The organism is Chromobacterium violaceum ATCC 12472 (genome assembly GCF_000007705.1).
Lineage (GTDB): Bacteria > Pseudomonadota > Gammaproteobacteria > Burkholderiales > Chromobacteriaceae > Chromobacterium > Chromobacterium violaceum.
Genome location: NC_005085.1, coordinates 445,445 through 459,107 on the forward strand (window position 1 = coordinate 445,445; position 13,663 = coordinate 459,107).

The 13,663-nt window shown below is 62.8% G+C and carries 12 protein-coding genes; 9 read left to right on the forward strand and 3 right to left on the reverse strand.

Annotation, left to right across the window (positions count from 1 at the left end; translation table 11 throughout):
- The first annotated feature begins 609 nt into the window (after positions 1-609).
- The 5 genes from CV_RS02085 to CV_RS22000 all read left to right on the forward strand — a co-directional run bounded on the left by CV_RS02085 (position 610) and on the right by CV_RS22000 (position 4,953).
- Entirely contained in the window at positions 610-1,185 is a 576-nt protein-coding gene (locus CV_RS02085; RefSeq protein ID WP_011133983.1) for a phage tail protein, read from the forward strand.
- A complete protein-coding gene (locus tag CV_RS02090; RefSeq protein WP_011133984.1) occupies positions 1,185-2,552 on the forward strand; it encodes a hypothetical protein in 1,368 nt (455 codons plus the stop codon). The genes CV_RS02085 and CV_RS02090 overlap by 1 nt, the downstream gene beginning before the upstream one ends.
- 14 nt (positions 2,553-2,566) lie before the next feature.
- Entirely contained in the window at positions 2,567-2,818 is a 252-nt protein-coding gene (locus tag CV_RS23295; protein WP_011133985.1) for a hypothetical protein, read from the forward strand.
- A gap of 324 nt (positions 2,819-3,142) precedes the next feature.
- Positions 3,143-4,495 carry a pyocin knob domain-containing protein gene (locus CV_RS24005; RefSeq protein WP_218567044.1) on the forward strand — a complete coding sequence of 451 codons (1,353 nt, stop codon included), beginning with the start codon at positions 3,143-3,145 and terminating at the stop codon, positions 4,493-4,495.
- Between the two features lie 17 nt (positions 4,496-4,512).
- Positions 4,513-4,953 carry a tail fiber assembly protein gene (locus CV_RS22000; protein WP_011133987.1) on the forward strand — a complete coding sequence of 147 codons (441 nt, stop codon included), beginning with the start codon at positions 4,513-4,515 and terminating at the stop codon, positions 4,951-4,953.
- A 79-nt stretch (positions 4,954-5,032) separates the two neighbouring features.
- On the opposite strand, the gene CV_RS02110 is transcribed toward CV_RS22000, so the two are convergent.
- Genes CV_RS02110 through CV_RS02120 form a run of 3 tightly spaced genes read right to left on the reverse strand, consistent with a single transcriptional unit; the run spans position 5,033 to position 10,777 of the window.
- Positions 5,033-6,433, reverse strand: a complete 1,401-nt coding sequence (locus tag CV_RS02110) for an efflux transporter outer membrane subunit (RefSeq protein ID WP_011133988.1) — start codon at positions 6,431-6,433, stop codon at positions 5,033-5,035.
- A complete protein-coding gene (locus CV_RS02115; protein WP_011133989.1) occupies positions 6,426-9,569 on the reverse strand; it encodes an efflux RND transporter permease subunit in 3,144 nt (1,047 codons plus the stop codon). The genes CV_RS02110 and CV_RS02115 overlap by 8 nt, the downstream gene beginning before the upstream one ends.
- A gap of 20 nt (positions 9,570-9,589) precedes the next feature.
- Complete coding sequence (locus CV_RS02120) at positions 9,590-10,777, reverse strand: efflux RND transporter periplasmic adaptor subunit (protein ID WP_011133990.1); 1,188 nt, start codon at positions 10,775-10,777, stop codon at positions 9,590-9,592.
- Positions 10,778-10,993: 216 nt separating this feature from the next.
- On the opposite strand from CV_RS02120, the gene CV_RS02125 reads away from it, so the two are divergent.
- The 4 genes from CV_RS02125 (at position 10,994) to CV_RS02140 (ending at position 13,659) form a co-directional block, all read left to right on the forward strand.
- The gene (locus CV_RS02125; protein ID WP_011133991.1) at positions 10,994-11,641 is read left to right on the forward strand and encodes a TetR family transcriptional regulator; all 648 of its coding nucleotides are present in this window, start codon (positions 10,994-10,996) and stop codon (positions 11,639-11,641) included.
- Between the two features lie 85 nt (positions 11,642-11,726).
- On the forward strand, positions 11,727-12,629 hold the full coding sequence (locus tag CV_RS02130; RefSeq protein ID WP_011133992.1) for an ABC transporter ATP-binding protein: 903 nt from the start codon (positions 11,727-11,729) through the stop codon (positions 12,627-12,629).
- Positions 12,626-13,381, forward strand: a complete 756-nt coding sequence (locus tag CV_RS02135) for an ABC transporter permease (protein ID WP_011133993.1) — start codon at positions 12,626-12,628, stop codon at positions 13,379-13,381. The genes CV_RS02130 and CV_RS02135 overlap by 4 nt, the downstream gene beginning before the upstream one ends.
- 32 nt (positions 13,382-13,413) lie before the next feature.
- Complete coding sequence (locus CV_RS02140; protein ID WP_011133994.1) at positions 13,414-13,659, forward strand: BolA family protein; 246 nt, start codon at positions 13,414-13,416, stop codon at positions 13,657-13,659.
- The last annotated feature ends 4 nt before the right edge of the window (positions 13,660-13,663 follow it).

Sequence of the window (13,663 nt, forward strand, 5' to 3'; positions counted from 1 at the left end):
GATTTGATTTTGCCGTCGGGCGTCGCCCGATGCCCGGCGGCTTTTTCCCTCGGTTTTGTCAAAGCTAGGACACTCTTGTCCTTGTCACAGCCCTTCTGATTTCGCTGATATTTCTTCAGTTGTTTCTGACCCCTCTCTCGGTTTGATCTCTAGCGTCCTATCCATTTTCTTCCATTCAGCCGTTTGCCTTCGCTGAATCCGGCTATGCCGGTGTCTCGCTTTTCTTCCCCTCTGGTTTCAAGGAGCCTGTCCATGTCCCTCCTCCAAAACTCTGAGCATGATGCTCGTATCCCGCCTTTTCCTGTTGATTGCCATTCCGAAAGCGTAGGGCAGGCTGCTCAAACTAGTTTTCAACCTGTGATGCCGCAACCCGCCTTGAGCTGCCGTGTTCGCCCACTGGCCGTGCTGCGTGTGGCTATGCACGCCCACTGACTTCTCTCCGCGGCCGTTCCGCTGCCATTGCTCCCTTCCCATTTGCGGACCGCGCAGGCGCTCCGTCCCATCCCCTATCTCTTCTCAAGCACAAGGAGGTCTCCATGCATCTGCAACCCGGCCTTCGCCCGCGCCGGTCGTCAGCGGGCGGATATCCCCAGCCAGGAGGCGCGAGCGATGACTGACGCCGTTCCCTCCATCCTGGCGCGCGACCAGCGTTTCGGACCGTTGTCCCGGCTCACCGAGCGGGTGCCGGAGCTCGATCTGTCGGTGTTCCTGGTCAACCTGATCGACACAGTGCAAGCGGACGTGCTGCCGCTGCTGGCCGAGCAATTCCATATCCACGGCGAGGAAGGCTGGACGCTGGCCGAATCCGATGACGCCCGGCGCGCGCTGTTGCACAGCGCCAACGAGCTGCACCGCTACAAGGGCACGCCCTGGGCGATACGCGAGGCGATCCGCCGCCTGGGCCTGGGTGAAGTGACATTGATCGAAGGCCTGGCTGGCCAGCAGCGCAACGGCCTCATCCGCCGCAACGGCTACTACGTCCACGGCGACCCGAACAGCTGGAACCGTTACCGGGTGCTGCTGAACCAGCCCATCACCAATGACCAGGCCGCCCAGCTGCGTCGCATGCTGGCGCTGTACGCGCCGGCGCGCTGCCAGCTGGCCAGCCTGGAATACCAAGCCGTGGCCAATCGCCACAACGGCGTCATCCGCCGCAACAAGCAATTCAACCGAGGAACCGCCTGATGGCCAATCTGCAAGAACAATCCGTCTGGGAGACGGGCATTTACCAACTGGAAACCTCCGATCCGGTGCTGGCCGGGCCGGATGGCGTGGACAATCTGCAAGGCAAGCAGCTCGCCAACCGCACCGCCTATCTGAAAGACCGGGTCGAGGAACTGGCAAGCGGCAAGCAGCCGGCCGGCAACGCGGTCAAATTGAGCGCCGCGCGCAACATCGCGATGAGCGGCGACGGCAGCTGGAATGTCGCATTTGATGGCAGCAAGGATGTCAGCGGCCAGCTGACGCTGCGCGACAGCGGCGTGGCGCCGGGCAGCTATGGCATGGTGACCGTGGACGCCAAAGGCCGGGTCACCGCCGCGCGGCAGATGAGCGGCGACGACGTGCCGGCCCACGACTGGAACAAGGTGGCCACCGGCAAGCCGAGCACGCTGGCGGGGTATGGCATTGCCGACGGCGCCAGCAAAACCGATCTCCAAAATGCGGTGAATGGCCTGGTGTCCGGCGCGCCGGCCAACCTGAACACGCTGCAGGAGCTGGCGGCGGCGGTGAACAACGATCCCAAGTATTCGGCGACGGTGGACGGCAAGCTGGCGGGCAAGGCGGACAAGGCGACCACATTGGTGGGGTATGGTATATCCGATGCGGCTAGCAAAGTCGACTTGAAAACGGTAGTTGATGGCGTCAATAGTAAAAAGGCGGATAAAGCTAGCACGCTTGATGGCTATGGTATTACGAATGGTGTGGCACAGGCTGATATTGGCTCGCTTGCGGTAAATTACAATGCTAGCATGTTGAAAATGTCTTCCGGATCAAATGCGCTCCCTATTTCCATGGGGACAGGAAATCCAGCGCTGTTTTGGAAGAAATTTGATGTCACTTTCACTCCAGTTCAATCTAATGAGTTGCCGGAAACACGTCCGTCATTGGTGAGGGAGTTGTTGCAATATATTGGCAGTGATGTCAGGTACTTTTCCATGGGATTTAATATCATGGAGTTGACAGTTAAAGATCCATCTATTCAAATGGATTTTGATTTCTTTATTCCATATCGCCATGTTAAATCTGGAGCCGGGCATAGTGTGATTATCTATCACAAACTGCTGGGGAAAGGAGATTGGACATGGTTGGATAATGATGTGCGGGGAAGTTGGAATCAGGCTACTAGATATGTCTCATCTACTGCCGGAGGGGACTATACACATGTTGACTTGAAGGTTGTGAATCCAGAGGTGGGCAGTAAGCTTTATTTAGCATTGCCTCAAATTGTAATTGGGAGATGGGATCCTAAAAGACGGGCGCCTCAGTTTTTCAATATTTACGACATTGTGCAAGATATGGTGCCGACAGCTACACCTAGTGCTTATGTGTGATTAAGGAGAGGATGATGACTAATGATACGCAAAATGATATTTTTATTGTAACGGAAAAGGGTTTTGAATCTCTCATTACTATTCGGGCGCGGCAGAAGTGTGAAGCCCGCATCAATCAGTTCTATCCTATTTGGATGCAAATGAATATTTTGCGTAATGGTTCGGATGAGGATAGAAAAAGAATGGGGGATTTCATAGATCAATGCCGTAATTGGAGCAATGGCCATGCTCCAGTTGTGGCTGATTTGGAGGAAATTCAACCATAAGTGACCGATGAGCATACCTCGGACTCGTCAGGGTCCGAGGAGGAGGATGTCAAATTTTTCACGCTTAAAAATTTTGTTTTTGCGAACTTTGCTCTGCTTTCCTAAACAGCTTTAAAAGTCCGGATCGCTGCGGATTGGCATCATTGCATCCTGCCCGGACGCATTTCATTGCGAGATGAAAACCTTGGGTCATGTTTTCCATGGCCGGGGCGCATGCGGGCATTGGAATATGGGCTGGCGATCATCGCCGGCCCATTCACTTCCCATGGACCGCCGTTCCCGCTTGGGGCGGCGCAGCGCAACTGTCATTCAAGCGAGGAAAAGATGGCTAATCTGCAGGAAAAGCCGTTCTGGGAACCCGGCATCTATCAACTGGAAACTTCCGACCCGGTATTAGCCGGGCCGGACGGCATCGACAATCTGCAAGGCAAGCAGCTGGCCAACCGCACCGTCCATCTGAAGGATAGGGTGGACAAGCTGGAAAGCGGCGAGCAGCCCTCCGGCAATGCGGCCAAGCTGAGTGCCGCGCGCAAGATCGAGGCGACCGGCGACGGCAGCTGGAATGTCGTCTTCGATGGCAGCCGCGATGTCAGCGGCCAACTGACGCTGCGCGACAGCGGCGTGGCACCAGGCAGCTACGGCGTGGTGACCGTAGACGGAAAAGGCCGGGTCATAGCAGGCCGGCAAATGACCGGCGACGACGTGCCGGCGCATGACTGGAGCAAGGTGGCGACAGGGAAGCCGACCACGCTGGCGGGGTATGGCATTACTGATGCGGCTAGTAAGGATACCGGTAACCGAGTGCGGGCCAATGCTTTTCGTGCAAGCAAAGGTTTGCCGACGGGGGATGACACTAACTCAGGTTTTGCATTCGGTTCAGATGGAGATACGGGGCTGTTTGCTGATGCATCGGGCAGTAGCGCCAATATGGGGACAAATAATCTATCCCTGCACATTGATTCGACTCGAGTATTTCAAGTTAGCAATGCAGGCCGGGTATGGGCTTCGTCTTATGGATTTTTAGACGATAAGTTTGCATCGAAAGTAGATACATTCCGCACGCAAGGTCAACCAGTGGATAAAGTCGATTGGAATACTCTGCTTGAGCCTGGCGTTTATTCTATTGTTGATACGACTTTTAGTGGGTTGAACGCTCCACCAGCCAGCTACTTTTGGGGGACGTTGCAAGTTATGCGGGGTAGTCCAAGAGGAAGTGTTGGTGGAGTTACACAAATTTATACAACGCATGGTGGAATGGCTGTTTGGCTACGCACAGCCTGGAATGATCAGGCCTGGCAGCCATGGCAGCAACTCTGGCATAGCGGCAATCAGGTTTTCTCCAGCTTGATAGAAGGAAATGGCTACCAGAAATTGCCAAGCGGCTTGATCATCCAGTGGGGGCAGGGCAGTTTGACTGCTACGCTGGGCTTGCCTAGCGGTTTCACGACGGCATTATTCGCGACGGGCGAGATCACGTTTCGGACCAGTTTCCCAACCGTATGTTGCTCCATCATGGTGAATGGCAATGAGAATAGTGTCAGCGGGCAAGTGCAGGAAGGCTATTTCTGGGTAGGGGGACGATCCAAGGAGAAAGCGACGATCGGCTATACCCAGGCATTTGGTTCTTCCGGCGCGGGCGAGAGAACCGCGTTCGACTGGATCGCCATCGGATATTGATAGCTGAGGAGAGCAAAATGACTATTTTCTATTCTGCCGGAACGGGCGGTTTTTACGATAGCGAGATCCATGCAGAGGGCTATCCCGCGGATGCCGTCCAGGTGGAGGCCTCTGTGTATGAGGCGCTGTTTCGCGGTCAGGAGGCGGGCAAGCTTATCCAGGCGGATGGCAATGGTTGTCCGGTTCTAGTGGACGGCCCGGCGCTGTCCATCGAGCAGCAGCGCCAAGCTAGAATAGCGCACTGCCAAGGTGAGATCGGCCGGCTGGAGGCCGATCAGCATCGAGCGGTAAGAGAGCTTCTCACTTTGATGCTGGGCGGCGCGATACCTACGGATGCGCTAAGGACCGAAGCGGGGCAGAAGTTGCAGCAGGTAGATACCGCGATTGCCCGTTTGCGCGCCATGATGGAACGGATTGGCAAGGCGCAGACGGCGACGGAGCTGGATGAGGTAGTTTGACGGAAGACTTGTTGTCGTTAGTTATAAAAAAACCTGCCTGTTTCCAGGCAGGTTTTTTCATTCAAGCGGCAGGAAAGCGTTACCGCTTCTCCGCCTCCCACCCCCCGCCCAGCGCCTTGTAGACGCCGATGGTGGTGTTCAGCTTGTCCAGCTTGGCGTTGACCAGGTTCAGCTCGGCCTGGAAGCTGTTGCGCTGCGCGTCCAGCACGTCCAGGTAGCTGGCGTAGCCGTTGTCGTAGCGCAGGCCGGCCAGCTTCAGCGTGCGGTTCAGCGCCGTCGATTGCGTGGTCTGCGCCTGCAGGATGTCGCGGGCGGCGCCGTTGGCGGCCAGCGCATCCAGCGCGTCCTTGAACGCCGACTGCACCGTCTTCTGGTACTGGGCCAGCGCCTGCTTCTGGCCGGCGGTGGCGGCGTCCACGTTATAGCCGGTGGCGCCGAAGTTGAAGATCGGCGCGGCCAGATTGCCGGCGAAGCTCCAGGCGCGGGTGGGGCCGGTGAACAGGCTGTCCAGCGACAGGCTCTGCGATCCCAGCGCGCCGCTCAGGCTGATGCTGGGAAAGTAGGCGGCCTTGGCCACGCCGATGCGGGCGTTGGCGGCGATCAGCTGCTGCTCGCTGGCGGCGACGTCGGGGCGGCGCTCCAGCAGGCTGGACGGCAGGTCGGCCGGCACCTCGGGCGGGCTGGCCAGGCTGTTGATGTCCTTGCCGCGCGCGAGGCCGCCGTCGACCAGTTGCTTGGGGCTGTGGCCCAGCAGCACGCCGAGCGCGGTTTCGGTCTGCTCCAGCGAGCGGGCGAACTGCGGCACGGCGGCGCGGGCCGATGCGGCCTCCACCTCGGCCTGGCGCTGGTCCAGCTCGGAGATCAGGCCGCCGTGGAAGCGCTTGGTCTGCAGCTTCAGAGACTCTTCGCGGCTTTGCAGCGTGCGTTTGGCGATGTCCAGCTGGGCGTCCAGCGCCCGCATCTGGAAGTAGGTCTGCGCCACTTGCGCCGCCAGCGCCAGTTGGGCGGCATCGCGGTCGTAGCGGCTGGCCTGGTAGCTGGCGCGCGCGGCTTCATTGCTGCGGCGCAGCTTGCCCCACAAGTCCAGCTCCCAGGACGCGGTCAGGTTGGCCGAGCGGGCATCGCTGACCAGCGGCGCGCCCGGGGTGGCCAGCTCGGTGGAGCTGCGGCCGCGCTGGTAGCCGGCGTTGGCGTTAAGCTGAGGCAGCAGCGCCGCGCGGGCGATGCCGGCCTGGGCGGCGGCCTGGTCGACGCGGGCGGCGGCGGCTTGCAGGTCGAGGTTGCTCTTGACCGCCTCCTCGATCAGCTGGTTCAACACCGGGTCGTCGAAGCGTTTCCACCAGCCGGCGTCCACCGCCGGCGCCCGGGCGCCGGCCTGGGTCTCCGGCAGCTCGACCTTGGGCCGGCTGTAGTCCGGCCCCACCGCGCAGGCCGACACGGCGAGCGCGACGGCGACGGGAATCAGGGCGCGCTTAAGCATCTGCGTTTCCTCCGGCCTCGGCGTTCTGCTGAGGCTTGTTCTGCTTGCCGAGCTTCATGATCAGGATGAAGAACAGCGGGATGAAGAAGGTGGCGATGAAGGTGGCGGCCAGCATGCCGCCGATCACGCCGGTGCCGATCGAGTGGCGGCTGGCGGAGCCGGCGCCGCTGGAGATGGCCAGCGGCACGCAGCCCAGCACGAAGGCCAGCGAGGTCATCACGATCGGGCGGAAGCGCAGGCGGGCGGCCTGCAGCGCGGCCTCCTTCAACGCCATGCCTTCCTCCAGTTTCTGCACCGCGAACTCGACGATCAGGATCGCGTTCTTGGCCGACAGGCCGATCAGCGTCACCAGCGCCACCTGGAAGTACACGTCGTTGGCCAGGCCGCGCAGCCAGTTGGCCATCAGCGCGCCGAACACGGCGAACGGCACCGCCATCAGCACCGAGATCGGCAGGGTCCAGCGTTCGTACTGCGCCGCCAGGATCAGGAACACCATGATCATGCCGAAGCCGAACACCAGGGTAGACGAGCCGCTGGTCGATTTTTCCTGGAAGGCGGAGCCGGTCCAGGCCAGGCTATAGCCGTCGGGCAGCGTTTCCTTGGCCACTTCCTCCAGCGCGGTCAGCGCCTGGCCGGAGCTGTAGCCCGGGGCCGGGCCGCCCACCAGCTTGGCCGCCGGGAACACGTTGAAGCGTTCCAGCGTTTCCGGGCCGGTGGTCTGCTGGATGGTCACCAGCGCGGTCAGCGGGATCATCTGGCCGGTCTGCGAGCGCACGTAGACGTTGCGCAGATCGTCCACCTTGGTGCGGAACGGCGCCTCGGACTGCAGCTGCACGCGGAAGGTGCGGCCGAACTTGTTGAAGTCGTTGACGTACAGCGCGCCGAAGGTGCTCTGCATGGTGTCGAACACGCTGTTCACCGGCACGCCCAGCGCCTTGGCCTTGTCGCGGTCCAGCTTGACGAAGACCTGCGGCACGCTGGCGGAGAAGGTGGTCTGCACCCCCTTCAGCTCCGGCCGCTTGGCGGCGGCGGCCACCATTTTCTTGGTGATCTCGCCCAGCTCGGCCGGGGTGCGGCCGGCGCGGTCCTGCACGTAGGCTTCGAAGCCGCCGGTGTTGGACATGCCGGAGATCGGCGGCGGGTTGAAGGCCAGGATGATGCCGTCGGTGACGCCCATCGCGCCCTTGGCGAACACGTCCTTCACCACCGCCATCGACGACAGCTCCGGCGACTTGCGCTCGTCCCACGGCTTCAGCGTGATGAAGGATACGCCGGCGTTGGACTTGTTGCCGCCCGACAGGATGTCGAAGCCGGCGAAGCTCATCCGGTCCTTCACCGCCGGGTTGTTCGCCATCATGGCGTCCAGCTTGTCGATGGTGGCGGCGGTGCGCTGCAGCGACGCGCCGTCCGGCAGGAAGGCCGCGGCCAGGATGTAGCCCTGGTCCTCGTCCGGCGCCAGGCTGGACGGGATGATGCGGAACAGGCCGGCGGAAGCCAGCAGCAGGCCGCCGAACAGCATCACCGCCAGCAGCGCGCGCTTGTTGATGAAGGCCACGCCGCCGGTGTAGCGCTCGGTCAGGCGGTCGAACCAGCCGTTGAACCACTCGAAGAAGCGGTTCTGGTGCTGGTGTTCGGACTTCAGGATCAGCGCGCACAGCGCCGGGGTCAGCGTCAGCGCCACGATGCCGGAAATCACCACCGACACCGCGATGGTCATCGCGAACTGCTTGTACATCTGGCCGGCGATGCCGCCCAGGAAGGCCACCGGAATGAATACCGAGCACAGCACCAGCACGATGGCGACCAGCGCGCCGGACACTTCCTGCATCGCCTTCAGGCTGGCCTCGCGCGGCGACAGCCCTTCCTGCGTCATCAGGCGCTCGACGTTCTCCAGCACTACGATGGCGTCGTCCACCACGATGCCGATGGCCAGCACCAGGCCGAACAGCGTCAGCGTGTTGATGGTGAAGCCGAAGGCGTACATGCCGGCGAAGGCGCCGACGATGGACACCGGCACCGCCAGGCAGGGGATCAGCGTGGCGCGCCAGTTCTGCAGGAACAGGAACACCACCAGGAACACCAGCACCATGGCCTCGGCCAGCGTCTTGTACACCTCCTCGATCGACACTTCGACGAACTTGGTGGTGTCGTAGGGGATGCCGTAGGACAGGCCGGTCGGGAAGCTCTTGGACAGGCGCAGCATCTCGGTCTCCACCGCCTGCGCGGTGGCCAGCTGGTTGGCGCCCGGCGCCAGGAAGATGCCGATCGGGATGGTGGCCTTGCCGTTGTGCTTGCCGTGGAAGTCGTAGGACAGCGCGCCCAGCTCGACGCGGGCGACGTCCTTCAGCTTCACCGCCGAGCCGTCCGGGTTGGCGCGCACGATGATGTTCTCGAACTCTTCCGGCTCGGACAGGCGGCCCTGGGTGGTCACGGTGTAGGTGAAGTCCAGCTTCTGCGGCGTCGGCTCGGCGCCCAGCTTGCCGGCGGCGAACTGCGAGTTCTGCTCGCGGATGGCGGCGGCCACGTCGCTGGGCGTCAGCTTCAGCTGCGCCAGCTTGTCGGGCTTCAGCCAGATCCGCATCGAGTAGTCCTGGCCGGCGAAGTTGACCACGTCGCCCACGCCCGGCACCCGCTTCAGCTCGTCCACCACGTTCAACAGCGCGTAGTTGCTGATGAACAGCGTGTCGTGGCTGTTGTCGGGCGAGAACAGCGACACCACCTGCAGGATGGTGGCGGACTTCTTGCGCACGTTGACGCCCTGGCGCCGCACTTCTTCCGGCAGCTGCGACAGCACCGACTGCACGCGGTTGTTGACGTTGATGGTGGCCTGGTCGGCGTTGGTGCCGATCTTGAACGACACGGTCAGCGACAGCGTGCCGTTGCTGGCGCTGTTGGACTGCACGTACAGCATGTCGTCCACGCCGTTGATCGCCTGCTCCAGCGGCGCGGCCACGGTGTTGGCGATGACTTCGGCGGAAGCGCCCGGATAGCTGGCGGTGACGTTCACCACCGGCGGCACGATTTCAGGGTACTGCTCGATCGGCAGCGCCTTGATGGCGGCCAGGCCCGCCAGCATGATCACGATGGAGATCACGCTGGCGAAGATCGGTCGCCGGATGAAAAAAGCGGAAAACATGTATCAGGTTCCCCCTGGGATCACGGCTTGGCCGCGGCGGCCGGCGCGCTGGCGTCGGCCTGGAACGGGTGAGGCTTGACCTCGGCGCCCGGACGCAGCTTGATGATGTTGTCGACGACGACCTGGTCGCCGGCCTTCAGGCCCTGCTCGACCAGCACGTCCATGCCCACTTCCTGCGAGGTGACGATGGGGCGCGGCGCGGCCTTGCCTTCGGCGCTGACGACCCACACCATCTTGCCCTGCTGCGTGGTCAGCACCGCGCGCTGCGGCACGGTGATGGCCGCGGTGCGCACCGCGCCGTTCAGCTGCACGCGGACGAACTGGCCGGGCAGGATGCCGCCTTGCGGGTTGGCGAAGGTGGCGCGCGAGCGGATGGTGCCGGTGGTGGTGTCCACCAGGCTGTCGGTGAAGTTCAGGTGGCCGGACTTGCCGTACATGCTGCCGTCCGGCAGCTTGAGCTGGACTTCGAAACCGCCGCCGTTGGCCAGCTTCAGCTTGCCGGCGTGCTGCATCTTGCGCAGGTTCAGCATGTCGCTGTCGGACATGCTGAAGTTGACGTAGATCGGGTCCAGCTGCGAGATCTTGGTCAGCAGGCTGGCGTCGGCGCTGGTGGCCACCAGGCTGCCCTCGGAGCGCGCCTCCTGGCTGGTGATGCCGGAGATCGGCGCGGTGACGCGGGTGTAGCCCAGGTTGATCTGCGCCTGTTCCACCTGCGCCTGCGCGGCGGCGGTGGAGGCCTTGGCGGCGTTGTAGGCGGCCACGGCGTCGTCGCGGTCCTTCTGGCTGACCGCGTTTTCCTTGAACAGCGGCATGATGCGCTCGTAGTCCTGCTTGGTGCGCGACAGCTGCGCCTGCTGCACCTGCAGGTTGGCGCGGGCCTGGTCCAGCGCCGCCTTGAACGGTTCCGGGTCGATCTGGAACAGCAGGTCGCCGGCCTTCACCGGCTTGCCTTCGGCGTAGGCACGCTTCTGCAGGATGCCGCCGACGCGGGCGCGCACTTCCACCTCGCGCGAGCCGGCCGCCTGGCCGACGAATTCATACGACACCGGCACGTCGGCCGGCTGAACCTTGATCACGGCCACCGGCACCGGCGGCATCGCGCCGCCGGCGTGGGCGTCGGGTTTCTGGCCGCAGGCCGCCAGGCTGGCGGCCACTACGCCCAGCATCAGCCCGCGCGCGGCGCGCGGGAAAACTGCACTTGCTTGCATGGTTTCGAGTCCTCGAAAGCTGAATCCGGAAGGTAATAGGGGTTTACTGTTATTGGGGGAATGGTCTGGATTGTCATATCCCCGAGTCTGCGCATTTTACATACATACGCGTCTGTATGTAAAATGAAGAAATGTCGAGCGATGTAACAGATTTGCGATATCGACAGGGTATAGGCGTTAAAATTCATTAATTAGTACTAGTGTAAAGAATTAGGAATGGCACGGAAAACACGTGAGGAAGCGGAACAGACCCGCCAGCAGTTGCTGGACGCCGCCGAGCAGTTGTTCAGCGAGCAGGGCGTGTCGCGCACCACGCTGGCGGAAATCGCCACCGCCGCCGGGCTGACCCGCGGCGCGGTGTACTGGCACTTCCAGAACAAGCTGGATCTGTACCGCGCGATGCTGGACCGGGTGTCGCCGTCGTTCGACGACATGCGCGAGCAACTGTTGCTCGTCGCCAACACGGATCCGGCCCAGGCGCTGTGGCAGCACAGCCACCGGCTGCTGGCGCTGATCGAGCACGATCCGCAGGTGCGGCGCATCCTGCTGATCCTGTTCATGCGCAGCGAATACGTCGGCGAGCTGGCGCCGATACACGAGGAGTGCATTGCCCACATGCACGAGGCGCGCGGCCTGCTGAGCCAGGTGGTGGGCGCCGCCAAGGCGCGCGGGCAGACTTACGACTGCGTCGATCCGGACGAAGTGGCGGTGGCGCTGCAGTCGCTGCACGACGGCCTGATGACCCGGCTGCTGGTGGACCGGCCGTGCCCGGACGCCACCCTGGCCGCCAGCCGGCTGTTGCAGTATTTGTACCGCGGCATTTTCCTGCCGCCGGTGATGGAACAACTTACCACTTGCGGCTGAGCCGGCGCTATAATTGCGCTTTTTTCTCAAGCCACTAGCGCAGCCCGCATGAGTCCGGCATCGCACTGGTGGCGTCATGGTTTTCATGTCCCACGCAATCGAAATCGAGGCCGTCAGCAAGCGCTACGGCCAGCTGCAGGCGCTGGATAAGGTGAGCTTCGCCGTCCAACCCGGCGAGTTCTTCGCCTTGCTCGGCCCCAACGGCGCCGGCAAGACCACGCTGATCTCGGCGCTGGCCGGCCTGGCGCGTCCGGACAGCGGCAGCATCCGCGTGATGGGCCGCGACGTGGTGCGCGACTTCCGCGAGGCCCGGCGCGCGCTGGGCGTGGTGCCGCAGGAGCTGGTGTTCGACCCCTTCCTGTCTGTGCGCGAAACGCTGCGGTTCCAGTCCGGCTATTTCGGCCTGTCCCGCAACGAAGCCTGGATCGACGAACTGCTGTTCAAGCTGGGCCTGGCCGACAAGGCCGACAGCAATATGCGCGCGCTGTCCGGCGGCATGAAGCGGCGGGTGATGGTGGCGCAGGCGCTGGTGCACCGCCCGCCGGTGGTGGTGCTGGACGAGCCCACCGCCGGGGTGGACGTGGAGCTGCGCCAGAGCCTGTGGACCTTCGTCCAGGAACTGAACCGCGCCGGCACCACCATCGTGCTGACCACCCATTACCTGGAAGAGGCCGAGGCCCTGTGCGGCCGCATCGCCATGCTGAAGAAGGGCCGGCTGCTGGCCTTGGAGAGCAAGGACAAGCTGTTGGCCCACAGCGCGCGCCGCGAGGTGGCGGTCAAGCTGTCCGGCCCGCTGCCAGACAGCCTCGCGCCGCGCAAGCTGCGCGACGACGACGGCCGCGCGGTGCTGGCGCTGGCCGACCTGTCGGAGCTGGAGGGCGTGCTCGCCGAGCTGCGCCAGGCCGGCGTGGAAGTGCGCGAACTGAACGTGGTGGAGGCGGACCTGGAAAGCGTATTCGTCAAGATGATGAACGGGGGCGCGGCATGATAGGCTTCCTCACCCTGTTCAAGAAGGAGCTGGTGCGCTTCTGGAAAGTGGCGTTCCAGACCATCGCCGCGCCGGTGCTGACCGCGCTGATGTACCAGCTGATCTTCGCCCACGTGCTTTCCAAGCATGTAGAGGCCTATCCCGGCGTCGGCTACACCGCCTTCCTGATTCCGGGCCTGGCGATGATGTCGATGGCGCAGAACGCCTTCGCCAACAGCTCCAGCAGCCTGATCCAGTCCAAGATCACCGGCAATATCGTGTTCCTGCTGTTGCCGCCGCTGACCGCGGCCGAGTTCTTCTTCGCCTACCTGCTGGCCGCCGTCGTGCGCGGCCTGGCGGTCGGCGCGGGCGTGATCGCCGTCACCGCCTGGTTCGGTCTGCCGCTGCCGGCCCAGCCGCTGTGGGCGCTGGTTTTCGCCTTGCTCGGCTGCGGCGTGCTGGGCGCGCTGGGCGTGATCGCCGGCATCTGGGCGGAAAAATTCGACCAGCTGGCCGCGTTCCAGAACTTCCTGATCATGCCGCTGACTTTCCTGTCGGGCGTGTTCTATTCCATTCACAGCCTGCCGCCGTTCTGGTACGCCGTGTCGCACGCCAACCCGGTGTTCTACATGATCGACGGCTTCCGCTACGGCTTCTTCGGCCAGGCCGACGTCAATCCCTGGCTGTCGGCCGGCGTGGCCGCCGGCAGCTTCGCGCTGCTGTGCGCGCTGGCGCTGGGCATGATCCGCTCCGGCTACAAGCTGCGCCACTGAACCTTATTCGACATTCGCACCGGACAATCAAGATGACCCCTGAGCAAGTCAAGCAATATATCGAGGCCGGCCTCGACTGCACTTTCCTGAACGTGGAAGGCGACGGCCACCATTTCTACGCCACCGTGGTCTCGGCCGCCTTCGAAGGCAAGCGCCTGATCGACCGCCACCGCATGGTCAAGGAAGTGATCGCCACCCGCCTGGCCAGCAACGAAATCCACGCGCTCTCCATCGTCAAGGCGGCCACGCCGGACGAGTGGGCCAAACAGCAAGCCTGAAAGC